The organism is Pseudoalteromonas sp. SWYJ118, from assembly GCF_015864505.1.
In the GTDB taxonomy this organism is placed as follows: Bacteria; Pseudomonadota; Gammaproteobacteria; order Enterobacterales; family Alteromonadaceae; genus Pseudoalteromonas; species Pseudoalteromonas arctica.
In genome coordinates this window covers 1-24,358 of record NZ_JADYXC010000001.1, presented here as the reverse complement: position 1 = coordinate 24,358, position 24,358 = coordinate 1, and the positions used below count along the sequence as shown (strand labels likewise).

General features: G+C 40.5%; 23 protein-coding genes and 1 riboswitch. Of the genes, 10 read left to right on the top strand and 13 right to left on the bottom strand.

Annotation, left to right across the window (positions count from 1 at the left end):
* Nucleotides 1-9: 9 nt before the first annotated feature.
* From thiE to I6F48_RS00085, 7 genes are all read right to left on the bottom strand, one after another.
* On the bottom strand, nucleotides 10-1,545 hold the full coding sequence (gene thiE / locus I6F48_RS00115) for a thiamine phosphate synthase (RefSeq protein WP_197118540.1): 1,536 nt from the start codon (nucleotides 1,543-1,545) through the stop codon (nucleotides 10-12).
* A gap of 9 nt (nucleotides 1,546-1,554) precedes the next feature.
* Complete coding sequence (locus tag I6F48_RS00110) at nucleotides 1,555-2,346, bottom strand: thiazole synthase (protein WP_024592345.1); 792 nt, start codon at nucleotides 2,344-2,346, stop codon at nucleotides 1,555-1,557.
* Between the two features lie 5 nt (nucleotides 2,347-2,351).
* Nucleotides 2,352-2,546 (bottom strand): sulfur carrier protein ThiS, encoded by a 195-nt coding sequence (thiS, locus tag I6F48_RS00105; RefSeq protein WP_002960781.1) that lies wholly within the window; start codon nucleotides 2,544-2,546, stop codon nucleotides 2,352-2,354.
* Between the two features lie 7 nt (nucleotides 2,547-2,553).
* Complete coding sequence (locus tag I6F48_RS00100; protein WP_197118539.1) at nucleotides 2,554-3,564, bottom strand: FAD-dependent oxidoreductase; 1,011 nt, start codon at nucleotides 3,562-3,564, stop codon at nucleotides 2,554-2,556.
* 118 nt (nucleotides 3,565-3,682) lie between these two features.
* A complete protein-coding gene (gene thiC / locus I6F48_RS00095) occupies nucleotides 3,683-5,635 on the bottom strand; it encodes a phosphomethylpyrimidine synthase ThiC (RefSeq protein ID WP_169044136.1) in 1,953 nt (650 codons plus the stop codon).
* A 140-nt stretch (nucleotides 5,636-5,775) separates the two neighbouring features.
* Nucleotides 5,776-5,890: riboswitch (TPP riboswitch) on the bottom strand.
* Between the two features lie 107 nt (nucleotides 5,891-5,997).
* A complete protein-coding gene (locus I6F48_RS00090) occupies nucleotides 5,998-6,396 on the bottom strand; it encodes an META domain-containing protein (RefSeq protein WP_010555269.1) in 399 nt (132 codons plus the stop codon).
* Between the two features lie 126 nt (nucleotides 6,397-6,522).
* Nucleotides 6,523-6,921 (bottom strand): acyl-CoA thioesterase, encoded by a 399-nt coding sequence (locus tag I6F48_RS00085; RefSeq protein ID WP_010555268.1) that lies wholly within the window; start codon nucleotides 6,919-6,921, stop codon nucleotides 6,523-6,525.
* Between the two features lie 84 nt (nucleotides 6,922-7,005).
* Between I6F48_RS00085 and I6F48_RS00080 the strand changes: the two genes are divergently transcribed.
* On the top strand, nucleotides 7,006-9,123 hold the full coding sequence (locus I6F48_RS00080) for a TonB-dependent receptor (protein WP_197118538.1): 2,118 nt from the start codon (nucleotides 7,006-7,008) through the stop codon (nucleotides 9,121-9,123).
* A 498-nt stretch (nucleotides 9,124-9,621) separates the two neighbouring features.
* Here the strand turns inward: I6F48_RS00080 and epmA are convergent, their stop codons facing one another.
* Entirely contained in the window at nucleotides 9,622-10,596 is a 975-nt protein-coding gene (gene epmA, locus I6F48_RS00075; RefSeq protein ID WP_197118537.1) for an elongation factor P--(R)-beta-lysine ligase, read from the bottom strand.
* Nucleotides 10,597-10,652: 56 nt separating this feature from the next.
* Nucleotides 10,653-11,219, bottom strand: coding sequence for an elongation factor P (gene efp, locus I6F48_RS00070; RefSeq protein ID WP_010555265.1), 567 nt, complete (start codon nucleotides 11,217-11,219; stop codon nucleotides 10,653-10,655).
* Nucleotides 11,220-11,260: 41 nt separating this feature from the next.
* On the opposite strand from efp, the gene epmB reads away from it, so the two are divergent.
* Nucleotides 11,261-12,274 (top strand): EF-P beta-lysylation protein EpmB, encoded by a 1,014-nt coding sequence (gene epmB, locus I6F48_RS00065; RefSeq protein WP_197118725.1) that lies wholly within the window; start codon nucleotides 11,261-11,263, stop codon nucleotides 12,272-12,274.
* On the opposite strand, the gene I6F48_RS00060 is transcribed toward epmB, so the two are convergent.
* Nucleotides 12,271-12,480 (bottom strand): hypothetical protein, encoded by a 210-nt coding sequence (locus I6F48_RS00060; RefSeq protein ID WP_197118536.1) that lies wholly within the window; start codon nucleotides 12,478-12,480, stop codon nucleotides 12,271-12,273. The two genes, epmB and I6F48_RS00060, sit on opposite strands and share 4 nt — an antisense overlap.
* 82 nt (nucleotides 12,481-12,562) lie before the next feature.
* Between I6F48_RS00060 and I6F48_RS00055 the strand changes: the two genes are divergently transcribed.
* Complete coding sequence (locus I6F48_RS00055; RefSeq protein ID WP_002960798.1) at nucleotides 12,563-12,853, top strand: hypothetical protein; 291 nt, start codon at nucleotides 12,563-12,565, stop codon at nucleotides 12,851-12,853.
* 44 nt (nucleotides 12,854-12,897) lie between these two features.
* On the opposite strand, the gene I6F48_RS00050 is transcribed toward I6F48_RS00055, so the two are convergent.
* Complete coding sequence (locus I6F48_RS00050; RefSeq protein WP_197118535.1) at nucleotides 12,898-13,389, bottom strand: DUF3016 domain-containing protein; 492 nt, start codon at nucleotides 13,387-13,389, stop codon at nucleotides 12,898-12,900.
* A gap of 279 nt (nucleotides 13,390-13,668) precedes the next feature.
* On the opposite strand from I6F48_RS00050, the gene galE reads away from it, so the two are divergent.
* Nucleotides 13,669-14,685, top strand: a complete 1,017-nt coding sequence (gene galE / locus I6F48_RS00045) for a UDP-glucose 4-epimerase GalE (protein ID WP_165740872.1) — start codon at nucleotides 13,669-13,671, stop codon at nucleotides 14,683-14,685.
* 679 nt (nucleotides 14,686-15,364) lie between these two features.
* Here the strand turns inward: galE and I6F48_RS00040 are convergent.
* Nucleotides 15,365-16,045, bottom strand: coding sequence for a Fe2+-dependent dioxygenase (locus I6F48_RS00040; RefSeq protein WP_007585050.1), 681 nt, complete (start codon nucleotides 16,043-16,045; stop codon nucleotides 15,365-15,367).
* Nucleotides 16,046-16,134: 89 nt separating this feature from the next.
* Nucleotides 16,135-18,315 carry a TonB-dependent receptor gene (locus tag I6F48_RS00035; RefSeq protein ID WP_024592337.1) on the bottom strand — a complete coding sequence of 727 codons (2,181 nt, stop codon included), beginning with the start codon at nucleotides 18,313-18,315 and terminating at the stop codon, nucleotides 16,135-16,137.
* 217 nt (nucleotides 18,316-18,532) lie between these two features.
* On the opposite strand from I6F48_RS00035, the gene I6F48_RS00030 reads away from it, so the two are divergent.
* From I6F48_RS00030 to I6F48_RS00005, 6 genes are read left to right on the top strand one after another with little or no spacing between them, the layout of a single operon-like run.
* On the top strand, nucleotides 18,533-19,306 hold the full coding sequence (locus I6F48_RS00030; protein ID WP_197118534.1) for a DUF3450 family protein: 774 nt from the start codon (nucleotides 18,533-18,535) through the stop codon (nucleotides 19,304-19,306).
* Nucleotides 19,306-20,631, top strand: a complete 1,326-nt coding sequence (locus I6F48_RS00025) for a MotA/TolQ/ExbB proton channel family protein (protein ID WP_165729237.1) — start codon at nucleotides 19,306-19,308, stop codon at nucleotides 20,629-20,631. The genes I6F48_RS00030 and I6F48_RS00025 overlap by 1 nt, the downstream gene beginning before the upstream one ends.
* Nucleotides 20,624-21,004 carry a MotA/TolQ/ExbB proton channel family protein gene (locus I6F48_RS00020; protein WP_002960812.1) on the top strand — a complete coding sequence of 127 codons (381 nt, stop codon included), beginning with the start codon at nucleotides 20,624-20,626 and terminating at the stop codon, nucleotides 21,002-21,004. The genes I6F48_RS00025 and I6F48_RS00020 overlap by 8 nt, the downstream gene beginning before the upstream one ends.
* Before the next feature lie 4 nt (nucleotides 21,005-21,008).
* Nucleotides 21,009-21,413 (top strand): ExbD/TolR family protein, encoded by a 405-nt coding sequence (locus I6F48_RS00015; RefSeq protein WP_197118533.1) that lies wholly within the window; start codon nucleotides 21,009-21,011, stop codon nucleotides 21,411-21,413.
* 1 nt (nucleotide 21,414) lies between these two features.
* Nucleotides 21,415-22,071, top strand: coding sequence for an energy transducer TonB (locus tag I6F48_RS00010; protein ID WP_010555258.1), 657 nt, complete (start codon nucleotides 21,415-21,417; stop codon nucleotides 22,069-22,071).
* A 19-nt stretch (nucleotides 22,072-22,090) separates the two neighbouring features.
* Complete coding sequence (locus I6F48_RS00005) at nucleotides 22,091-23,512, top strand: tetratricopeptide repeat protein (protein WP_197118532.1); 1,422 nt, start codon at nucleotides 22,091-22,093, stop codon at nucleotides 23,510-23,512.
* The last annotated feature ends 846 nt before the right edge of the window (nucleotides 23,513-24,358 follow it).

The window sequence follows — 24,358 nt, the reverse complement described above, 5'->3', positions numbered from 1 at the left end:
TTGTTAATATTAATCAGCAGTACTTATCGCTACTTGCAGAGCGCTTATAGCTTCTACGTAATTATCAGTTTCGGTAATCGCACGCACTACGGCAACACTGCCCACACCGGTTTTAGCTACCTGCTCAGCACGGCTTAAATCAATACCGCCTATTGCCACTGTGGGGTAACTTTGCATTAGCGGTACAAATTTAATCAGCTTTTCAAGGCCTTGTATTTGCCCTGTCATATCTTTTGTTGTGGTTGGGTAAATAGCACCAAATGCCATATAACTAGGGCGATAATTATGCGCACGCAGCATTTCATAAAAACCATGAGTAGAAAGCCCAAGCCTTAACCCAGCGTCTTTAATTGCCGCTAAATTAGCAATCTCTAAATCCTCTTGCCCTAAATGCACACCATACGCACCATGCTTAATAGCTAGCTGCCAGTAATCGTTTATAAATACCTGTGCGTTGTATTGCTTGCCCAGCTCAACAGCTTGCTTAATAAGCTCACCAAGCTCGTCTTGTGTTTTATTTTTAACGCGTAACTGCGCTGTTTTAATGCCTTGTTGTAAGCATTTTTCTAACCAATCGGTGCTATCAACAACCGCATATAAGCCCAGCGATTGTGTTTCACAAGGTGCAAAATCAGCAGCCATATTAAAATCAAGCGGCACATCAAAATCTAGTTCATCACCTAGCCAGCTACCGGGCTCAATTACTTGTGGGTAGTCAGCTAAATTAGTGGGGAACGAGGTCTGAGCAACCGGTCCAATCCCCTCGCCGTATCGAACAGACTGTTTTAGCCCTTGGTTTATATATGCCTTAGCTAAAATAAAGGCATCTTTTAATGGGTAGTCTTTAGCTAAACACGCAGCAATTACCGAAGCCATGCTACACCCAGTGCCGTGGTTATGCGGTGTTTGTATTTTTTGATTGCCTAACCAGTATTCTTCACCATTTTGCGTATTACTATCAATACAATAATCAATACAGTAGCCACTTGGGTAATCCCAATGTCCGCCTTTAATAACAACGGCTTTTGCCCCCCAGCTTAATAACTTATTAGCCGCTTCTTTTATTGCAGCCGGGCCAATTAAATACACACCGGTTAATAACTGTGTTTCGTGGGTGTTTGGGGTTATTACATCCACCAGCGGCAGTAAGCACTCTTTTATTGCGCTGACGGTATCTTCTTCTGTTAGTAAGTCACCGCTTGAGGCAATAGCGACAGGGTCATATACAATAACGGGAGGCACAGGCCACTTAGTTTTATAATGACTTATATGTTCGCTGATCAACTGAATTTGCTGCACATTGGCTAACATGCCAATTTTTATCACTTTGGCTTTCATATCTTTTTCAAGCGCTAGTAACTGCGATTCAATAATATCGGTAGACACTGCATTAATAGCCTCTACGCCTAAACTATTTTGTGCAGTAAGCGCCGTAATTGCCGTGCAGCCATGTACACCAAAACTTTGCATTGCTTTTATATCTGCTTGAATACCGGCACCGCCGCCAGAATCAGAACCGGCAATTGTCCATACTACGTTATTCATATTCTTTCCTTACTGCTGATGCCAAAATGGCATACCCATTGTTGGGGTTGATGGGGCTGCAACGTCTTTTTCAGGCATTGCTTTTGCTTGATATGCAAAGCGCCCTGCTTCAACTGCGGCTTTAAATGCGCGGCTCATAGTAATTGGGCAACCCGCCCCTGCAATGGCTGAATTTAATAATACCGCATCATACCCCATTTCGAGTGCTTGGCAGGCATGCGATGGCAAACCTAAACCGGCATCTACTATTAATGTGGTATCGGGTAAGCGCTCTCGAATAGTTTTTAAATTATAGCTATTTAACAAGCCTTTACCGGTGCCTATTGGCGCCCCCCACGGCATAAGCACCTCACACCCTAGCTCATTTAAGCGCTGGCAAAGTACTAAGTCATCGGTGCAATAAGGCAATACTTTAAAGCCATCATTAATTAATATTTTTGTGGCTTCAAGTAGCGCAAAAGGGTCAGGCTGTAAATTGTAATCATCGCCAATCAGCTCTAGCTTAATCCAGTCGGTGGCAAATACCTCTCGGCACATTTTTGCAAGCGTTATCGCTTCTTTAACACTGTGGCACCCTGCAGTATTAGGGAGTATTTTTAAACCGGTATTTTTTATTAACTGCCAAAAATCATCACCTGCCGCTGCACTTTGTTGGCGCCTAAGCGACACGGTTACAATTTCAGCGCCAGAGGCGACTATCGATTGGGTCATAATGTCGGGCGACGGATAAAGTGCAGAGCCTATTAATAAACGACTCTTTATTTGCTCTCCATAAATAGTTAAACAGTCTTTAGTTTGCATGAGCTTTATCCGCCTTGAATGGGTGACAGCAACTCAACACTGTCGCCTTCATTAAGTACATAGTTACTGTGCCGACTTTGTGGAATAAATTCGCCATTAACAGCCACAGCAAAAGGCGCGACTGCACCAAAACTTTGAAGTACCTCAACGAGTGCTTTACTATTAACATTAAGTAGCTCGCCATTAATTGTAATATTCATTCTACTCTCACTCTATTCGTGAAACTGCTTGCGCCACTAATGCCGGCGCCAACATATAACCATGTCGATACAAACCGTTAATGCTAATTACATTACCAACTTGTGATACTTCTGGGCGGTTATCGCTAAATGCAGGGCGTAATCCGGTTTGAATACTAAGTAGTCGTGCTTCGGCAAACCCGCTGTGTACGGTATAAGCCGCTGAAAGTAATTCAAGAGTTGAGCGTACGGTTGCGGCACCATTGTCTTGTGACTCTATTTCAGTCGCACCAATTACATATTCACTGTTAGGTTTAGGCGCTATATAAATTGGATAACGCGGGTGCATTAAACGCACAGGCCTGATTAAACTTACCTCTGGTGCGTATAACCTTGCTACTTCGCCGCGCACACCTCTAAGCGGTTTATCATCTTGAGTATTTTTAGCACCAAGCCCACGGCAATCAATAATGTAATCGAAGGGTCGATTGTTTATTTTGTTGTCGCCAATGGTTACGCGCTGATTAAATACAAACTTTACTTTGCGTTTGTTGAGCTGTGCAAAGCTGGCTTTATAAAATGCTTGGTTATCTATTTGCCCCTCGCAGGGTAAAAATAGACCTTGGTTAAAACGCCCTGCAAGTTCAGGTTCAAGCATTGTAATTTGTTGAGTATTTACATGCTCGGCAGTGTGATCAGCTAGCGGTTTTATACGCTGTGCAAAGCTTTGTAAATCGCCTTTGTCCTGCTGGTGCGCAATGACCAAAGTGCCTTGCTGCTGAAAAAAAACGTCACTTTCAAGTTCAGCAATAATACCCGGCCAGCGCTTCATTGAATCAAGACCCATTAAAGCTAAATCAGTCTCGCACAATACCGACTCTGCAAGTGGAGCAAGCATTGCTGCTGCCACTTTACCTGCGCTATTTTGTGTACGCTCATCGTCTGCTTCAAAAACAGTGACATGGTGCTGTTTGCTCAGCGTAAGCGCAGCTAATCTGCCCGCTAAACCAAACCCAACCACCGCAATGCTATAAACCATACAAACCTCCAAAGCAGTTATTAGTAGGTGCGAATTTACTTCGCACTTCTTCAATTTTTAAAGAAGCGAGGTATAAAACCTCACCTACGTCTGCATCTAACTTCTAGCGATAATTACTTTATACCGCTTTATGGTAAATCTCTGAGCCTGTTTGCTTAAACTGGTCAGATTTAGCTTTCATTTCGGCTTCTACATCAACCATTTTTATTTCAATAGCGTCGCCAGCGTTATTAGGATCAATACCACGTGTTTCTAAATCTTTAGCGTAATCGCGTACTTCTTGGCTAATTTTCATCGAACAAAATTTAGGACCACACATAGAACAAAAGTGAGCCACTTTGCCTGATTCTTGCGGCAGGGTTTCGTCGTGATATTCGCGAGCACGGTCTGGATCTAAACCAATATTAAATTGGTCATGCCATCTAAACTCAAAGCGTGCTTTTGATAAGGCGTTATCGCGCTCTTGCGCGCCCGGGTGACCTTTTGCTAAATCGGCGGCATGCGCTGCAATTTTGTAGGTAATTAAGCCTTCTTTAACATCTTCTTTATTTGGCAGACCTAAATGCTCTTTAGGTGTTACATAGCAAAGCATTGCACAGCCGTACCATGCTATTTGAGCCGCCCCAATACCAGAAGTAATATGGTCATACCCTGGTGCAATATCGGTCGTTAACGGGCCTAAAGTGTAAAATGGCGCTTCATCGCAATGCTTTAATTGCTCATCCATATTGGCTTTAATCATGTGCATTGGCACATGCCCTGGGCCTTCAATAAATACTTGTACGTCGTGCTTCCACGCAATTTTAGTCAGTTCACCTAATGTGCGCAGCTCACTAAACTGTGCTTCATCGTTGGCGTCAGCAATCGAACCAGGGCGAAGTCCATCACCGAGTGAAAAACACACATCGTATTGTTTTAAAATTTCGCAAATGTCTTCAAAGTGCGTGTATAAAAAGTTTTCTTTATGATGCGCTAAACACCACTTAGCCATAATTGAGCCACCGCGCGACACAATACCGGTTACACGTTTAGCGGTCATTGGTACATAGCGAAGCAGTACACCGGCATGAATAGTAAAGTAATCAACACCCTGCTCGGCTTGTTCAATAAGCGTATCGCGGAAAATTTCCCACGTTAAATCCTCAGCCACACCATTTACTTTTTCAAGCGCTTGATAAATCGGTACTGTGCCAATAGGTACAGGCGAGTTACGTACAACCCATTCACGCGTTTCGTGAATGTAACGTCCCGTTGATAAGTCCATCACGGTGTCTGCGCCCCAGCGGGTAGACCACACCATTTTTTCTACTTCTTCTTCAATAGATGAGCTAACCGATGAATTACCAATGTTGGCATTAACTTTTACTAAAAAGTTACGACCTACAATCATAGGCTCTGTTTCTGGATGGTTTATATTATTTGGTAAAATAGCGCGACCACGGGCTATTTCGTCGCGTACAAATTCTGGGGTAATAAATTCAGGAATACTCGCACCAAACGACTCGCCTTTATGCTGCGCGGCAAGTAATTCTTTACGAATTTCTGCACGTCCCATATTTTCACGAACAGCTACGTATTCCATTTCAGGGGTAATAATCCCTTGGCGTGCGTAGTGCATTTGCGTTACGTTTTTACCAGCGACACCACGGCGAATTTTTGGAAGGTGATCAAAGCGAATATGATCTAACCCTTCATCTGCCATGCGTTGCTGCGAGAACTGCGACGTCACTGATTCTAAAACCTCGGTGTCGCCACGGCTTTCAATCCATTGTTCACGAAATTTTGGTAAGCCTTTGCGTACATCAAGTTCAAAATTAGGATCGGTATACGGGCCCGACGTATCGTAAACACGAAGCGGATCGTTTGACTCATAAACAGGGTTTTCATCTGTGCCACCAATAAACGTATCACTTAATGTGATTTCACGCATACCAACACGCACACCAGGTTGAGTACCTTCAACGTATACTTTATGAGAGTTTGGGAACGGTTGACCCGTTAAGTTATAAATATATTCAGACGCGGCAGCACGAGTTTCTCGGCGTGACGCTTTATTTGTAGTATTTGACATGACTTGCCTCATTGCTTAAGGGTTGTCTTGTCAGATATTCCGAGGAATAGAGAAAGATCGTAAAGTAGCGTACATGCTACTTTGCAGCCTAAAAAATAAATCACTTTATTGTGCGCATAAAAAAAGACGCACAAGCGTCCTTATTTAGGCAGCTTGTTCCCTACGCAGGTATTAACCTGATCAGGTTCACGGATCCCGCTTTCGCGATCTCAGCCAAAAACTAATTACTTAGCTTTGGCACTCCGACAAGTATTGATATATAAATTCTGTTCGTTAATTTGAAGGTGTTATCCATCAAATCTGCGCTGAGTGTACGTCAGTTAAAAACTGCCCGCAAGGGGCTGTTTTTCAAAAACTTAAAATTATTTAGGGATAAACACAAATGTTTGCTCGCCTTGCATGACTAATTGCTGATCTTGCATTTTAAGCTCTGCACCTTGCTTTAAGGCTTGTAATAACTGCTGCTCAAACTCATCAAGGTCTTCGCCGCACGACTTGCGCGTCATTCCTAATTTACTTACGGTAAGGTTACTTTCTTCAAGCGAGCCTTCACCAAAAAATTTGTTACAGCCAGCAAAACCGTTTACTTGCAGTGCTTCAATAAAGCTCATTGATGCATTAAACGAAGGTGGAATTGCTAAACCATCAACACGTGATAATTGCCATTGGGTGTATTTAAGCTGCTCACTGGTAACCGTCCCTGTTGATGCGCAACCAACACATAAACCGACTATAAGCATCGGTATTGCTGCTAATTTCATGCTACTACTAACTAATTGTCTAATTAATGTAATTGTAACAATATTTATGCCCTTTATCCGTTAAAAATGCATGTTTTAAATGTAAATTTTTGTTCTATGATAGTTCAAAAGTTATGCGATTAAGTACTAAGTTGTAGTTTTAAATACGTTATCTATTTGCTCAGGTAAAAACGGTCTACCTTTTTCATTAACAGACGTTCCTATAACCAGTGCATTGAGCATTACTTTTTCATCGCTTTTACGTATAACCGTTTGCTTAAACGCAAATTTTAAACGACTGATACGCTGCGGCTCCACAGCCACATAAAATTCATCACCTGGTAGTAGTGAATGTTTATAGTCCATTTCGCTGCGCATCACGACTAGGTTAATTTTATCTTTCGCTAATTGAGCAAAATCAATACCGTGTGCGTACAAGAATTCATGGCGAGCATGCTCTAAATAATTAAAATAAACACTGTTATTTACGATACCTTGTAAGTCACATTCGTAATCACGTACTTTGAAGTCAACTTTAAAGGTCATATTAGTAATCCTGATTATTTAACGTATAATTGCCGCGTTTATAGCACATGTGTTTAAATAATTGCTACCATACGAGTCCCTAAAATGGAGTTAAGTAACCCAATGAACTTACGTTTGTCTTTAATTACTGCCGCACTTTTACCGCTGCTTGGTGCACCAATTGCAGCTAACGCTGATGATAGCGACCTAGAAAGAATTGTTGTAACTGGCGATTTTCAGCGCGAAAGCATTCAAACTTTAAGCGCGAGTGCGAGCTTATTCAGCGAAGATGAAATTAATCAACGTGGTGCAAGTTACTTAGACGAAATGTTAGGCAGTGCCGCCAATGTAAATTTTGCATCTGGTGCGTCGCGTGGTCGTTACATCCAAATTCGTGGCGTGGGACTTCGCTCACAATTTGTAGACCCTATTAATCCATCTGTAGGCTTAGTTATTGATGGTATTAACTATTCTGGTCTTGGTGGCAGCTCATTATTATTTGATATAGACCAAGTAGAAATTTATCGTGGCCCACAAGGTACACGCTTTGGCGCAGACGGTATGGCCGGTATGATCCAAATGGGTTCAGCTAAAGCCACGAGCGATCCAAGTTTAAAATTACAAGTAGGTGCTGGCACGTACAACACCCGCGAAGCAGGTATTGCAGCAAGCACTGGTTTAACAGATGACACTAGCGCACGCGTTAGCTACTTTCGCAGAAAGTCAGACGGCTACGTAGATAACTTGTACTTAAATGACGAAACACAAAATCAAGACGAACAAGTAGCCCGCTTTAAAATAAACAGTCAGCTTACAAAGCATTTAAATACTGAGTTAAACCTTCACTATATTGACATAAACAATGGTTACGATGCGTTTACGCTTGATAACAGCCGCAATAGTGTTGCCGATGAACCAGGCCAAGATAATCAAGAAAGCTACGCTATAGGTGTTAATAATACTTATACGGGTTTTGACGCTTTTGATGTAAATCTAAACCTATCGGCTATTGATACCGAATTACTTTACAGCTTTGACGAAGACTGGGTATGTAACGATACAAGTGAGCCAAAGTTATGTGCTGCTGGCTTACATCCAGATGGATACAGCTCAACCGATCTTTACAGCCGCGATCGCGACGATCAGTCTGTAGATTTACAGTTTAATTCTAAAACGGGTAACTGGGTTGCGGGTATTTATTACCAAAACCGTGACGTTGATTTAGAGCGCCAATACACATGGTTAGCAAGCCCGTTTTCTTCAACTTACGAAACGAGTAACGTTGCAGTATATGGTCAAGTAGCGACTCCAATTGGCCCTAAAACAACACTCATTACAGGTTTACGTGTAGAGCAATACCAAGGCGACTACACCGATAGTAATGGCTTTATACAAGACACTGACGACGTAATGGTTGGCGGTAAAATAGCACTTGAATATCAAGTGATTGATCGCACTATGATCTACACCAGCATTACGCGTGGCTACAAAGCTGGCGGTATTAACTCAGAAGCGCTTGCTAAAGCCAAAGATGAAGGCTTAAACCTAAGCGCTGATTTTTTCCAGCAACACACCAGTTTCGACCCTGAATATTTATGGAGTGGCGAATTTGGTGTTAAAGGCTCATCGCTTGATGACAAATTTACGCTTCGCTTAGCTGCATTTTACATGCACCGCGACGATATTCAGTTAAAAGCATGGCAAGTAGAAGGTCAGCAATTTACCGGTTATGTTGATAACGCAAGTTCTGGTAGCAACTACGGATTAGAAGTTGAAGGTAGTTACCAACTAACTGATAATCTATTTTTAACGGGTAGTGCTGGTTACTTAAACACTGAAATAGATGACTTTGTAACGCAGTCTGGCTTAAACCAAGACGGTCGTGAGCAAGCACAGTCACCTAAATACCAGTATGCGTTTACTGCTCGCTATAACTTTACAAGTGAGCTTTACGGTATGATTGGTGTTGAAGGTAAAGATAATTACTACTTCTCTGATAGCCACAACTCACAAGCACCAAACAGCAACTTAGTTAATTTAAGCTTTGGCTACGAAGCAGACATGTGGGCAGTACGCGCATGGGCTCGTAACGTGTTTGACGAAACAGTCCCTACACGTGGTTTTGAGTTTGGTAACGATCCACAAGATGGTTACGCAACGCATACCTACACACAATTAGGTGAGCCTCGTGTTGCAGGTGTTACGTTTACACTTAATCTGTAAAATACAGCCGTTGGCTTTCAAATGAAAGCTACAGCAAGCAATAAAAACACCGCGTTTAAATTAAACGCGGTGTTTTTATTTGTAGGTGAGGTTTTATACCTCGCTTTTTATAAAGTTAAATTATACGAGCGCGAAATAAATTCGCACATACAGGTTGGGCGTATATTTTTGGGGTTGATGTTTATTAGTAGGTGAGGTTTCATACCTCTCTTTTTTATAAAGTTAAATTACACAAGCGCGAAATAAATTCGCACCTACAAGTTTAGCGTATGTTGTTGGGTTTGATGTTTATTGTAGGTGAGGTTTTATACCTCGCTTTTTATAAAGTTAAGTTACACAAGCGCAAAATAAATTCGCACCTACAGGTTTGGCGTATGTTGTTGGGGTTGATTTTTATTGTAGGTGAGGTTTTATACCTCGCTTTTATAAAGTTAAATTACACGAGCGCGAAATAAATTCGCACCTACAAATATTCTACCTACGCCTACAGGCTAAGCATCACGCTCTTTGAACATCAAACGCTATTACGTCTTTAATTTTCTCTTTATTTGTTGCGAGCATTACCAACCTATCAATCCCCAAAGCAACCCCTGCGCATTGTGGTAATCCATGCTCCAGCGCTTTAATTAAACGCGTATCCATTGGTACTTGCTTTAAACCGTTGTTAGCGCGGTATGTGTTATCATCATTAAATCGTTTAGCTTGCTCACTAGCATTTGTTAATTCGTTAAAGCCGTTAGCCAATTCCATATTTTTGTAATAAAGCTCAAAGCGCCCAGCTACGCGTGCATCATGTTCACAAATTTGTGCAAGGGCCGCTTGAGAAGCTGGAAAATGATAAACAAAACACGGTTTTTCTTGTCCTATTGTTGGCTCCACTTTCATACAAAATAATAATTGCAGTAAGGTATCTTTATGCGTTTCATTTTGGGCTATATCAGCAAACCCCTGCTTACACGCTAGTTGCTTTAATTGCTCTATGCTTGCTGTTAAAGGATCGAGGCCGAGTACTTGTTCAAACGCTTGCTGATAAGTAAGTCTAGTTGCAGGCTCGACACCTAAAACAAGTTGCATTAACTCATCCATTTCATCCATAAGTGTAAATTCATCAAAGCCTGGGCGATACCATTCCAGCATAGTAAATTCAGGATTATGATGGCTACCCGCTTCTTCATTTCTAAATGCTTTACAAAGCTGAAAAATAGCGCCTGAGCCTGCTGCTAACAAGCGTTTCATGGCAAACTCTGGAGATGTTTGTAAAAACAGAGGAAGCCCACCAGCATGCCCTGGACCTACAAATTTGGTATTAAAACTAGCTAAGTGCACATCGGTTACACTGGCAGCACTTAAGCTTGGCGTTTCTACTTCTAAAACATCACGTACATAAAAAAATTCACGGATGCTACGTAATATCGATGCGCGTTGTTTTAGTGTTTCAATGCTTGCGCTTGGGGCCCAAAGATCTGCTGACATATTTTCTCCAAAAAAAATCCCAGCGTAAGCTGGGATTTTATAAACAATGTTAAAGCTTACTTAACACGGCTTACGTATTCACCGTTACGAGTGTCTACTTTAATTACTTCGCCAATTTGTACGAATAATGGAACTCGTACCACAGCGCCTGTGCTAAGCGTTGCTGGTTTACCACCAGTACCCGCTGTATCGCCTTTAAGGCCTGGATCTGTTTCAGTGATCTCAAGCTCAACAAAGTTAGGTGGTGTAACAGCAATAGGGCTGCCGTTCCATAATGTAATTGTGCATAAATCATTTTCAACTAACCATTTTACTGAATCGCCTAGTGCTTTTTCGTCAGCAGCAATTTGCTCAAATGTTTCATTGTTCATGAAATGCCAAAATTCGCCGTCTGTGTATAGATACGCTAAATCAGTATCCATTACATCAGCACCTTCAACTGATTCACCCGATTTAAAGGTTTTTTCAAGCACCTTACCAGAGATAAGTTTACGGATACGAACACGGTTAAACGCCTGGCCTTTACCAGGTTTTACCATTTCATTTTCTAAGATACTGCAAGGCTCGCCGTCCATCATAATTTTTAGGCCGCCCTTGAACTCGTTGGTGCTATAATTCGCCATCGTTTCCTCTATTTATATTTTTTCGAGTAATCTACATGCCAATGATACAAAGAAATGAAGCAAATTTGCATAAAAACTGGCAAAAAGAATTAGCAAATGTAGTTACCTGCCCAAAAACCTTGCTTGAAATGGTCGGTTTATCGAGCCAAGTCCATGAAAACGACCTAAAAGCCCGTAGTTTATTTCCGGTACGCGTGCCTATCCCTTTTATAAAAAAAATACGCAAAGGCGATCCAAACGATCCTCTTTTGCTACAAGTTATGCCACGCCATCAAGAATTTTTGACTAAATTGGGTTTTAATAAAGATCCCCTACTTGAGCAAGATAACGACCAACCAGGCGTTTTACATAAATACAAATCGCGTGTTTTAGTGATGTTTAAAACCGGCTGTGCTGTAAATTGTCGTTACTGCTTTAGAAGGCATTTTCCGTATCAAGAAAACCAACTCAATAAAAAAAGTCTGCTAGAAACACTGAGCTATATAAAATCAGATAGCAATATAAACGAAGTGATTTTAAGTGGTGGCGATCCACTGATGGCCAAAGACGATGCAATAAGCTGGTTTTTGGATGAGCTTGAGCAATTACCACAAATAAAACGAATGCGAATTCATAGCCGTTTGCCAGTAGTTATACCGGCGCGAGTTACCGATGAGTTATGTGAACGATTAGCAAAATCGCCATTAAAAATTATTTTTATTAATCACATAAACCACGCAAACGAAATAGACGCTGATTTTAAAGCTGCCATGCAAAAGCTTAAACAAGCAAACGTAACGCTTCTAAACCAAGCTGTAATTTTAAAAGATGTGAACGATACGGTTGATGCGCAAATAAATTTAAGCGAAGCGTTATTTGACGCAGACGTATTGCCGTATTATTTGTATTTGCTAGATAAAGTTGAAGGGGCGAGCCACTTTGATATTAATGAAGCGCAAGCAATTGAAATAATGGCAGAGCTATTAAAAGCTCTGCCTGGATTTTTAGTGCCTAAATTAGTAAGAGAAATCGGTGGTCAAAAAAGCAAAACACCTATCGATCTTAAGCTAATTTAAACGTATATATTTACGTTGTTACCCAATGATGCAGTTACCGATTTAGCCGGTGTTTGCGCACTTGACGATTGTGCAGCACCTTCAATAAGTGCAAGCGCTGCAGCGCCATCAGCTAATTGCTGTTTTTTAGACAAAGCAGCAGTGTAAAGCTCGCTGCCTTGGCCTGAACCAGACATAGCTGGTAAATTTCCACCTGATATATTCATAATTATAAGCCTTAATCAACCTGACTTTTAAATGTAATCCACGTATTATGTCGGCCATGCAGCACAAAGCTTTAGGAAAACCATGGATTCTATAATTGAACAACTCAACACTAACTTAAAAATTGTTTATCGTCAGGCACTTGATGCCGATAAAAAATTAGACGAATTACAACAACAAGGCCATGGCAAATTTAAAGCCTTATTTGCACAAGATGCTGGTTTTAGCTTTGAAGCTAAACGTTTTAAGCCTTATGTTCTTGATGTAGCCGCTGATGTTGAAAGCTTATCTAACGATGGTTTTGATGAAGAAAAACTTAAAACGACCGTTATTAAGTTACAGCAAATACTCACGTTGTTAGCTACTTTTAAGTAAAGCTTAAAAACGAAAATGCCGCTATTTAGCGGCATTATTATAAGTTAATCTAAACTTGGTAATATTTGCTCACCAAACCATTCTGTTAGTAAGCGTTTTTCGTAATAAAATGATTCATCGCGGCCCATTTTTATTTTATCCATAAAGCCCATGTCTTTAAGCTCTACATCACTACCTTTACTTAATACTGTACCGTCGCTATCGCTTAGCGAATAATCCATTTTAATACGTGGAAAGTAGATTGGCTTAACAACACGTATTTGGTCAATACCACCATAACGCACATCACCTGCTAAATCTAAATCAGTAAACTCTACGTTTAATTTATAATTTTTTGGCAATTGCTCGGCTAGTTTAGCCATATGCTTTTCGAAACTTGCTGCCACACTTTTATGATATGAGCTCTTTGTTTGGTTTGACGCTCGCACATCACGATAATCATTAAAGTCATGCCATTTAACAACAGACTCACCAGCATGGGCAAGCGCAGGTAATGCGATACACATTGTTGTTGCTATTTTTTTAACTAAATTCATATCTTTCTCCAAAGAGGTAGACCAATCACAAAAGTGTAGATTGGAGTAAACCTAGCATTAGCTATTACTAGGCTCATTTTAGCACTTGTTTATTAACTATAACTTAATCTTACGTATAAAGTGTTACTTGTACTGAGTAAAATGTAATCAAAAGTACTTAATTTACCGTTATTAAAAAAAGATGTTATTTAAACTATAGAAATTACAGATAAAGCATGTAAATCACCTCTATTTATGGTGAAATTAACTCAATTGATAAAATGTACCCACGGAGCTTTCATGACTATTTTAGTAACCGGTGGCGCTGGCTATATTGGCTCGCACACTGTTTTAGAACTTTTACAGCAAGGTAACGATGTTGTTGTTATTGATAATTTAAGTAACTCATCACAAGAATCACTTGCGCGCGTAAAGAATATTACAGGCAAAGAGGCCACTTTTTACCAAGGCGATATTCTCGATAAATTCTTTTTAGATTCAGTATTTGCAAAACACACGGTTGATAGTGTTATACATTTTGCGGGCTTAAAATCAGTGGGCGAGTCGGTTGCAAAGCCCATTGAGTACTATCAAAACAATGTACAAGGTACGCTTACGCTTGTTGATGCAATGCGCGACGCAGGTGTATTTAAATTAGTATTTAGCTCGTCAGCTACGGTATACGGCGACCCTGCTAGCTTACCAATTAAAGAAGATTTCCCTGTAGGCGGTACTACCAACCCTTACGGCACATCTAAACTAATGGTTGAAATGATGCTACAAGATATCGCTAAATCAGATGAGCGCTTTGCGTTTGCTATTTTGCGTTACTTTAACCCAGTAGGTGCACATGAATCGGGCTTGATTGGGGAGGATCCTAACGGTATCCCGAACAACCTTTTACCGTTTATCGCACAAGTAGCGGTAGGTAAATTAAAGCAACTCGCTGTATTTGGTGATGATTACGACACTGTTGATGGTACTGGTGTGCGCGATTATATACATGTAGTCGATTTAGCAATGGGTCATTTAAAAGCGCTTGATAAAATTGCCAGCAGCACGGGTGCATTAGTTTATAACCTAGGTACTGGTAATGGTTACTCTGTACTACAAATGGTTAATGCATTTATTAAAGCAAGCGATCAAGCTGTACCCTATCAGGTTTCACCTCGTCGCCCTGGTGATATTGCAGCATGTTATGCAGCGCCAGAAAAAGCACTTAATGAACTTGGCTGGGAAGCAGTGCGCGGTATTGATGAAATGATGCAAGATACATGGCGTTGGCAGTCAAATAACCCTAACGGTTATAAGGGTTAAGTAAAGCAAGCTTCAAACTTAAAGTAAGTGCGCGGTATAAAACCGCGCCTACAGAGTACTTTAAATACCGAGTTCAATTTTATAGCTGTGTTGTAGGCGTAGAGCGCAGCTTTTAATATTTAAAACTGATTGTTACTTACTTTTGGCTTCTCTAAAGCGCAGCGCCCTCTTAGCCTCTTTGTGAATAAATTACTTAAAATCTTTTTGCACAAAGAGAAGTAAAAGAGGAGTAAATGATAAGACACCAAAGCATATAAATTACGAGCTTCGCTCGTCACGCCAGCAAGCAAGCAGCGCGTCTACAAGTAATTTAACCACAGCGTAAATTTTGGCTGTAGGCGTTTAGCTTGCTCACGCGAAAAGCGCAGCTTTTAATATTTATAACTGATTGTTACTTACTCTTGGCTTCTCTAAAGCGCAGCGCCCTCTTAGCCTCTTTGTGAATAAATCACTTAAAATCTTATTGCACAAAGAGAAGAAAAAGAGGAGTAAATGAGAAGAGACCAAAACATAGAAATTACGAGCTTCGCTCGTCACGCCTGCAAGCAGCGCGTCTACAAGTGAATTTAACCACAGCGTTAAGTTTTGGCTGTAGGCGAAGAGCTTGCTCTCGCGAAAAGCGCAGCTTTTAATTACTAACATCTAACATCTAACATCTAACATCTAACAAATTTCTTCGTTATGTCTGCGCCCACTGTCTTAGCAAGTTATGATAAACACCCGTTAACTGAATAATCTCTGGGCTATCTTCTACTTTGCTGCGCAAACTTTGAATCGACATATCTAAATCAAATAACAAACCACGTTTTTCGTCGCTGTTTACCATGCTTTGTAACCAAAAAAATGAGGCTAATCTGCGCCCACTCGTTACTGGCATTACACGATGTAAACTCGTTGAAGGGTACAACACCATACTGCCTGCTGGCAGCTTTACGCTATGTGAGCCATAAGTGTCTTCAATAACAAGTTCACCGCCCTCATAGTCTTCAGGGTCATTGATAAATAACGTCATTGATACATCTGTACGAATTTTTACAGGCGTACCCGGCACTTGTCTAATTGCATTATCTACATGCACACCAAACGATTGCCCGCCTTGGTAACAATTAAATAACGGAGGAAAAATTTTTGCAGGAAGTGCAGCCGACATAAACAAATTACTGCGCGCAAGTGCTGCCATAATAATATCGCCGAGCTCTTGGCATTCAGGGCTATTTTCAGGTAGCTGTAAGTTATTTTTTGCTTTGGTTGATTGATGCCCTGCGGTAATACTGCCATCAGCCCACTGCGCTTTAAGCAAAACCTCATGACAATAAGCCACTTCTTCTTTTGTTAATAGCTCTGGAATTTTAACTAGCATGTGCGCCCTCTCACATTTTTATCAAATAATTAAGGGCAGGTAATAGGCCTGCCCTTATATTTACTCATACTTTTTAATTTGTTTTAAAATTAAAAAGAGTAGCTTGCTGTTAGGCTAAACTTACGACCATCACCTGGTACAAAGTGCCCGCCACCTAGCTGATCAACGTAATCTTTATCACCTAAGTTTTCACCGTTAAACTGCAGGCTCAAATCTTTTGATATGTCATACGCAACCATCAGGTCAAAAATAGTATAACCTGGCGCACGAGAACGTGTTGACGTAGTGCCGTTGTAGCGCTCACCTACATATTGCGCACCTAAACCAAACGATAATTTATCCGACATATCGTACGTAGTCCAAACACTCGCGCTATTTTTAGGCGTACGTGCAAGCTCGTTACCGATTTGAGTTGCGTCGTCGCCTAATGCTTCAGTTACTTCGCTATCTTGGTAAGTGTATGAAGCAATTACAGTCCACTCTTTAGTAATTAAGCCAGTAGCAGAAAGCTCTAAACCTTGTACGCGCTGTTCACCACCGAGTATTTCGTCACTTGAGCTATCTGCAAATGGGTCATCAGTACGGGCATTGGTTTTCTCAGTACGGAAAAGTGCAGCATTAGTTTGCAGGCGACCATCCATTAGGCTCCATTTAGTTCCTAATTCATAACTGCGACTTTCTTCTGCGTCTAAATCAGCTGCATTTGAACGCGTAGATACCGTTAGGCTTTCCGCTGATGGATTGAATGAATTACCTGCGCCTAAATATACACTGCCGTTTTCTGTAGGTTTATAAACTACAGCTGCATTCCAGCTAAATAAGTCGTCACTTGTAGAGATTAAAGCGCTTGGGTCATTGTAATCGTTGTGATAATCCGTAGTGAAGCTATCAAAGCGAATTCCGCCTGTAACTTCCCATTGCTTGTTAAGTGTCACTGTATCAAATGCATAAATAGCTTGGTTTTTAGCTTTAGCTTCAATGCTTGTACCGTCACGGCCATACACACCCGTAAATGCAATTGTTGCATCAGGATTGTATAAGTCGTTGCGTATTCCATCTTCAATTAGGTTATCAGGTGTAGTTGCAACAAAGTTATGGCGTGTAAACGTTTCGTTTGCAAGTTCAACACCCACTACAACATCGTGAGTAAAGCCAGCAAATTCATAGTTACCAATTAAATCAACTTGAAGTGCAGCAAGTGAATTTTCTGTATCACGTGTTTTTTCATCTGCAAAGGTAATGTCAGTGTCTGTTGTAACCGAGAAATAACGCGGTGCAGTTGTTACCGATTCACGTTTAACTTTACCTAAACGACCTTGCACACGTAACGTAGTATTTTGAGAAAAATCATACTCATAACGAGCTGTTGTTGAGTAGGCTTCAATATCTTCATAATCACGGTAAATATTACCGTAAAAGTTATCAAAATCGACAGGAGAAGGTGAGCGCGCGCTATCTGCAAGTTCAGCTACTGGCGTATCACTGTAAACCCAAGGAATACCGTAATCTGGTAAATTGTCTTGGCGCTGATACTCTAGGTTTAAATCAAAACGGCTGTTTGTACCAAGCCCTGTTGCAAATGCAAACGCAACAGCATTTGTTTCATTCTCAACATGGTCACGACCTGCAACATCACCTTTATCAGTAAGAAGATTGATACGTAGTGCGCTTGTGTCGTTTACTTGAATGTTAGTATCAAAACGACCACGGTAATCGTTTTCTGTACCTAAACGTAGCGAAACGTCGTTAAAGTTGTCTAACTTCGCCTTTTTACTTTCTAAATTAACACTACCACCTGCTGCGCCACGACCAGAAACCGCTGAGCCTGGGCCTTTTGCAACTTCAACGGCTTCAATGTTGTAAATATCACGTGTGTAACCTGCAACATCACGAATACCATCTACAAAAATATCATTTGTTGCACTAAAACCACGAATCGACATGCTATCGCCAGTAGGTGAGCCACCCTCACCTGCAGCTAAAGAAATACCAGACACATTGCGTAAAGCATCACGTAAGCTATCTACGTTTCTATCTTTCATTACCGCTTGGTTAATTACCGTTACAGTTTTAGCTGTATCGAGTAGCGGTTGAGTGTATTTATGAGACGTTGATTTTTCAACAACATAGCTAGACTCAGTTTTAGTTTCTGCTTTAGTTACCGATAGTTCTTGAACATCCTGTGCACTTGCCCAAGTTGAAAGCGTTGCCGTAACAACCGCTGCAATTGGCTTTATGTAGGCATTTCCTTTATTCGATGGCTTACTCATGGTTACTCCGTAGTTTTTATTAAGCACTTAACTATTGTTAATTTAAGGTACATATTTAATTTCGGCGAAATCCTACCACCCAAACAACGTAATGTAAACGATAACTGTTATCAATTGCATTGTTATGTAAATTCCTATACTGTATACACACTCAAAAATTAACAGTAATTACGTCCTTGTAATTGCTTGTAGTAACTTTCAGGATTGTTGTTAAGTAATGCGAAGCTTAATTAAACCAATTAGCGTAGTTATCGCGCTTTGTAGCACTATGGCAGTAAAAGCCGACACTGTTAGTGAGCTAGAACAACTCGTTAATAAATGGCTACAAATAGAAAATCAAAACACAGAATTAAATACTCATTGGCTTGAACAAAAAAGCAGCATGGAGCAAACCTTAACGCTTCTAAATGCTGAGCAGCAGCAACTTAGCGAGCTTAATCAGCGTAGAAAAAAAAACACCAGTGAGCTTGCCCAAAAACGCGAACAGCTTGTTACCAAGCAATCAGAGCTTGAAAATGATCAACAGCAATTAAATGATCAACTAGCGCGTATTTCTCAGCAATTACTTTCATTACAAGTGCAACTCCCCCCGCCACTTTTAAGTAGTTGGAAAAACACCGGTGATTTAAGCGATTCAAAACTCAGTACAACTGATAAATTACAAACAGCACTAAAAATGCTGACTCTACTTAATGATTTTCAACAACGTATTTCTATTCACGAAATGGCTATTAAGCATCCTGATGGGCAAGAAGTATGGGTAAAGCAGCTTTACTTAGGTGCAGCTCAAGCATGGTTTGTAAGCGAAGATTTAAGTTATGTAGGTATTGGTTTTCCAAGTGACTTAGGTTGGCAGTGGGAATTTGACCCAAGCATTAATGCTGAACAAGTTGCACTGGGTATTGCTGTACAGCAAAAAAAGCGCGCTGCTGATTGGGTAACACTCCCAATATTAAGTTATGTAAATAAAAACCAGCAAGGGGCTAAATAATGGCTACTAACAGCATAATTGCAGTATTTAGCGCCACGGTTTTACTTTTTAGCGCAAACATTTCTTTTGCAGCCAGCAGTGATGATGCTAAACAAAGTATTTTAAGTGATATTAAAACAGCGCAACGCACTCTAAATAAAACTCAAAATAGTATTTCAAAAGAGCAAGCTACTCTTGCAAAGCAAATTTTTACCAAGCAGCAATCGCTCAGTAAATTGCGCGAACAAGCAGCCGTTAATCGCCGCCTAGCTGACGAAAACACATTAAGCCTTGATCAGTTACAAACCCGATTAGACACTTGGCAACAACAACAGCAATATCAATTAAACTTACTTAGCCGTTTTGTGCGCCAAAATACCAGCAATAGTGCTAGCAGTAACGAGTCGACTAATAACCAAAACGAGTTATTAAGCCGCGTTATATCGCAAATTAATAATCAAGAACAGGCACTTTATCCACAGTTTAAAAAACAATCGGTTGTGCTAAGTAATGGCGAATTAAGCCAAGCTAGTACCCTTCAAGTAGGGCCTGTTGCATGGTTTAGTACGCAAACACCTAAACTTATGGGTTTATTAAATTTGGATGATGAATCTAATGCATTAAAGGTAGCGTTAGTACAATCAACAAGTGACGATAACCCACTCGATAATACTTTAAAGCAAAACGGTGTAGGCTCTACATTACTTACTTTTGATCCTAGTTTAACGCACTTAGTGACTAGCCAAGCCCAACAAGAAAGTCCGCTTGAACACTTAGAAAAAGGCGGTTTATGGGCTATCCCTATTATTTTATTTGCCTGCTTTGCACTAACCATTGCGCTATTAAAAGCCGCGCAATTACTGCGTTTAAGTAAAATTAAAATGCACTCTCAAATGCAATTACAGCAATTTTTTAAAGCTGAAAATAGCAATGAATTTGCAGGCATGCAGCAGCAGTTGTTCAACTTAACGCTGCAAAGCGAAAAAGGCCAAGTACGAGACGATCAATTATTTAATCAGTTAATTCACGATAAGCATAAACTCGATAACTTTATTGGCGCTATTGCCGTTACAGCTGCAGTAGCTCCACTACTTGGCTTGTTAGGTACTGTTAGCGGCATGATCGAAACATTTAAAATGATGACTTTATTTGGCTCAGGTGACCCAGAAGTTGTATCGGGCGGTATTGCACAAGCACTTATAACAACTGAATTAGGTTTAGTCGTTGCCATACCAGCTCTGGTATTAAATGCACTGTTATCGCGTAAAGCAAAAGCGTATTACAGCCAACTAGAAGGCTTTGCATTACAGCTAAGCCAACTAGAAAAAGGAGAAACCAATGTTTGAAAAAATCGTTAGTAACCCTATTTGCTGGTGTATTCTTTTACTCGCTTTATTTGTATACCAACTGATTTTTCATGACTTACTGCACCTTAAACAATACCAAGCGCAGCGCAAAGGCTACTGGCAAGAGGTTAGCTCTATTTTAACAGCTGCTCTTCCGCTACTTGGTTTATTAGGTACCATTGTTGGTTTGCTTGATACATTTAAAGTAATGGCGCTGGGCCATAACGAGTTAATGAGTGACGCCATTGGTGATGCATTACTAACAACTCAATTGGGCCTTGTGTGCGCTATTCCTGCATGGTTAATGCAAGCTTACTTAGCGTATTCGCAGCGTAATCCTAAATTACATACGTTAAGTAAACAGTTAGGGTAACACTATGCAATCACGATTAAAGCACAAACTAGATCAAGAAGCGGGGCAACATATCGATATGTCGCCACTACTTGATGTGGTATTTATATTGCTAATATTTTTTATTGTTACAACCGTATTTGTACGCGAAAGCGGCGTTGAAGTTGATAAACCACAAGCCGTATCGGCCAGTCGCCTTGAGCAGCAAGTTATATTTTTAGCAATAACCGACTCTCAACAAGTATTTTTTGATGGTAGCCAAATTGGTGTCGCTGGTGTACGTAGTAGTATCGAGCAAATGCTCAAACAGCAACAACGCCCTGTGGTTATTCAAGCTGATAAAACAGTACCTACAGAGTTACTTGTTCAAGTAATTGACGAAGCAAAGCTGGCAGGCGCGGCGCAAGTTAACTTAGCTACGAAGCAATAATATGCACACGATTGACTCGCCTCAAAAAACAAAAAACAATCGCCATCCACTTTTTGCATTTGGCCTTAGCCTCATTGTACTTAGTGCTGCATTACTACTTTTATGGCTTGGACAACTTGCAGAGCATCATATACAAGACAAAGTGGTTGTACGTGAGATTGCCATGGTGGCACTGCCACCTCCTCCTCCGCCATCAATATCGCAACAGCAAACAAGTGAGCCAATGCAAAGCTTAGCGGTAGAAGGTGCAGGCGCGTCTATTCAAGCCGTAAAAATTAAGATCAACAGCAATTTAAGTATTGTAAAACCCGATACACCTAGCGTAAAAGTAAGCGCGCCACAATGGCAATCAATGAGTGTAAATTGGGATGCATTTAGCTTAAATCAACTCGATGGTCTCCCCACTTTGCTTACTCCCGTCAAGGCCGTTTTACCAAAAAGCTTAACCCGCCGAGGTGTTGATGTATTTACTGTAAAACTCGATGTATTTATTGATGAAAGTGGCAAGGTAAGTTTAATTGAGGTAGTGCAAAATCCATATCCTGAACTTAAACCAGCTATCGACAAAATTATTAAACAAAGCCGCTTTAGTGCACCTAAAAAAGAAGGTGAAACCGTACGCGCTCGCTTTATTTGGCCAATCGAATTTAAACCTTAAGCCTATTAAAATGAAAAATATGAATATATTTAAAACGCTAAAACCATTAACTTCCGCACTGTTGACGACTGTAATGTGTTCATTACCTTTAGTAAGTGCAAGTAGCGTACATGCAAGCGCTGCCAGTGATACTAATGCGCCACTAAAAGTAACGTTATCGCCTAGCGATCCAACATGGCAGTTGACTATAAATAATAAATTACTGGGTCCTACAGAGGTCCTTATTGAGCCGACCGAGCGCGGTTTTGCTCGCCAAGTGCAGCCACTCTTACAAGCCGGTAATTACAGTGAAGTTGCTGCGCTATTTAAAGGTCGTGATATAAGCCAAGATAGCACTGCTTTAAACTTGTTACGTGCACAAGTTTTGCTTTCAACAAAGGACTTTAATAACGCTGAACTGGCTTACTTGGCGTGTTTAAAAGCTTCACCTAATTTAGTAAAAGCACACCAAGGTTTGAGCCTTTTATACATGCAACAAGCAAAGTATGACAAAGCACAAACACACTTAGTACGCACTATTGAACTTGGTCAGGCTGATGCACAAAGTTATGCGCAACTTGCTTATATACACGTGCAGCACAGCCAACCTTGGAGCGCAGTAGCGGCCTACCGCCAAGCGCTGATGCTAGCGCCAGAAACAAGCCAATATCAACAAGGGCTATTGTTTGCGTTAATTGAATCGGGTGATTTAAATCAGGCAAATGCATTATTAAAAGAGTTACTCAATAAAACCCCTAATAAAGCTGAACTTTGGCTGCAACGTGCAAAAATAGCGTTACAACTTGATCAAAAAAAGCAAGCGCTTGCTGCTATTGAAGTGGCCTTAAAACTCAACCCTAAAGATACCAGCAACCAGCTTTTAGCCGCTCAGTTGCACTTAAGTGAAGGTAGCAGTGAACGCGCTGTTAGCTTATTAAAGCAAGGTTTAAAACACGCCACTAAACAGCAGCAAGTTGAGGTTATTAATACCACGATGCAAACTTTAGGCTGGCTTGTATCTCAACAAAAATGGGATTTAGCTAAAGATCTAATAGGCAGCGCAAAAAGATTAACTAAGCAGCTACCCCGTGATGAACAAGCCCAGTTTTCTGTATACAGTGCACAACTTGCTATGCAGCAAGGTAATACTAAACGTGCTCTTAAAAGTTTAAATAACGCACTTAAAATAAACCCGAATTTAGGTGATGCCCTACTTAGTTTAGCGAGTATTTATCGTGATAAAAATCAGCTTACGCAAGCTAGGTTAATGTATGTACGCGCGCAGGCTCTGCCTGACTATCAACTATCTGCATGGCTTGGATTATCGCAAATAGCGATTGACTCTAAAGACTACCCGAGCGCGCTAAAGCATCTTAGAAAAGCATTACAAGCCAACCCACAACGCCAGGACTTAATTACTAATATTCGCGCCCTTGAGAATATAGTGCGCCAAGAGGGGTAAGTTTAACGCTGTGGTTAAATTTACTTGTAGTCGCACAGATTGCTGGCGTGATGGGCAAAGCTCGTAATTTCTATGCTTTAATGTTTTCTCATTTACTCCTCTTTGTGAAATAAGATCTTAACTGATTTATTCACAAAGAGGTTTAGAGGGCGCTTCGCTTTAGAAAAGTAAAAATACATAATTACTATTGTTTTAATGTCTTCTCATTTACTCCTCATTCGCTTCTCTTTGTGCAATAAGGTTTTAAGTGATTTGCTCACAAAGAGGTTTAGAGGGCGCTGCGCTTTAGAGAAGTAAAAATACATAATTACTATTGTTTTATGTTTTCTCATTTACTCCTCTTTTGCTTCTCTTTGTGCAATAAGATTTTAAGTGATTTATTCACAAAGAGGCTAAGAGGGCGCTGCGCTTTAGAGAAGTAAAAATACATAATTACTATTGTTTTATGTTTTCTCATTTACTCCTCTTTTGCTTCTCTTTGTGCAATAAGATTTTAAGTGATTTATTCACAAAGAGGCTAAGAGGGCGCTGCGCTTTAGAGAAGTAAAAATAAATAATTACTATGTTTTATGTCTTCTCATTTACTCCTCTTTTGCTTCTCTTTGTGCAATAAGTTTTTAAGTGATTTGCTCACAAAGAGGTTTAGAAGGCGCTGCGCTTTAGAGAAGTAAAAATACATAATTACTATTTTTTTATGTCTCCCCCTGTGTCAGGATAGTTGTCGTCTCTAACTTTTAATAGAGGCAGATAAAATGAGACGTCGATTTACACAAGAATTTAAAGTTCAAGCTGTTGAAAAAGCATTATCTCAATGTGATGATGTTCGCCTAGAAGATATTGCGCTTG

Excerpts from the sequence above, each read along its gene's own strand:
- I6F48_RS00060 (WP_197118536.1), bottom strand. The coding sequence starts at position 12,480 with ATGAATATATCAGGTGGAAATTTACCAGCTATGTCTGGTTCAGGCCAA.
- I6F48_RS00015 (WP_197118533.1), top strand. The coding sequence starts at position 21,009 with ATGCAATCACGATTAAAGCACAAACTAGATCAAGAAGCGGGGCAACAT.
- efp (WP_010555265.1), bottom strand. The coding sequence starts at position 11,219 with ATGGCGAATTATAGCACCAACGAGTTCAAGGGCGGCCTAAAAATTATG.
- I6F48_RS00040 (WP_007585050.1), bottom strand. The coding sequence starts at position 16,045 with ATGCTAGTTAAAATTCCAGAGCTATTAACAAAAGAAGAAGTGGCTTAT.
- thiC (WP_169044136.1), bottom strand. The coding sequence starts at position 5,635 with ATGTCAAATACTACAAATAAAGCGTCACGCCGAGAAACTCGTGCTGCC.
- thiS (WP_002960781.1), bottom strand. The coding sequence starts at position 2,546 with ATGAATATTACAATTAATGGCGAGCTACTTAATGTTAATAGTAAAGCA.
- I6F48_RS00020 (WP_002960812.1), top strand. The coding sequence starts at position 20,624 with ATGTTTGAAAAAATCGTTAGTAACCCTATTTGCTGGTGTATTCTTTTA.
- galE (WP_165740872.1), top strand. The coding sequence starts at position 13,669 with ATGACTATTTTAGTAACCGGTGGCGCTGGCTATATTGGCTCGCACACT.
- I6F48_RS00085 (WP_010555268.1), bottom strand. The coding sequence starts at position 6,921 with ATGACCTTTAAAGTTGACTTCAAAGTACGTGATTACGAATGTGACTTA.
- I6F48_RS00050 (WP_197118535.1), bottom strand. The coding sequence starts at position 13,389 with ATGAATTTAGTTAAAAAAATAGCAACAACAATGTGTATCGCATTACCT.
- I6F48_RS00025 (WP_165729237.1), top strand. The coding sequence starts at position 19,306 with ATGGCTACTAACAGCATAATTGCAGTATTTAGCGCCACGGTTTTACTT.
- I6F48_RS00090 (WP_010555269.1), bottom strand. The coding sequence starts at position 6,396 with ATGAAATTAGCAGCAATACCGATGCTTATAGTCGGTTTATGTGTTGGT.
- I6F48_RS00100 (WP_197118539.1), bottom strand. The coding sequence starts at position 3,564 with ATGGTTTATAGCATTGCGGTGGTTGGGTTTGGTTTAGCGGGCAGATTA.
- epmA (WP_197118537.1), bottom strand. The coding sequence starts at position 10,596 with ATGTCAGCAGATCTTTGGGCCCCAAGCGCAAGCATTGAAACACTAAAA.
- thiE (WP_197118540.1), bottom strand. The coding sequence starts at position 1,545 with ATGAATAACGTAGTATGGACAATTGCCGGTTCTGATTCTGGCGGCGGT.
- I6F48_RS00110 (WP_024592345.1), bottom strand. The coding sequence starts at position 2,346 with ATGCAAACTAAAGACTGTTTAACTATTTATGGAGAGCAAATAAAGAGT.
- I6F48_RS00055 (WP_002960798.1), top strand. The coding sequence starts at position 12,563 with ATGGATTCTATAATTGAACAACTCAACACTAACTTAAAAATTGTTTAT.
- I6F48_RS00030 (WP_197118534.1), top strand. The coding sequence starts at position 18,533 with ATGCGAAGCTTAATTAAACCAATTAGCGTAGTTATCGCGCTTTGTAGC.
- I6F48_RS00035 (WP_024592337.1), bottom strand. The coding sequence starts at position 18,315 with ATGAGTAAGCCATCGAATAAAGGAAATGCCTACATAAAGCCAATTGCA.
- I6F48_RS00010 (WP_010555258.1), top strand. The coding sequence starts at position 21,415 with ATGCACACGATTGACTCGCCTCAAAAAACAAAAAACAATCGCCATCCA.
- epmB (WP_197118725.1), top strand. The coding sequence starts at position 11,261 with ATGATACAAAGAAATGAAGCAAATTTGCATAAAAACTGGCAAAAAGAA.
- I6F48_RS00080 (WP_197118538.1), top strand. The coding sequence starts at position 7,006 with ATGGAGTTAAGTAACCCAATGAACTTACGTTTGTCTTTAATTACTGCC.
- I6F48_RS00005 (WP_197118532.1), top strand. The coding sequence starts at position 22,091 with ATGAATATATTTAAAACGCTAAAACCATTAACTTCCGCACTGTTGACG.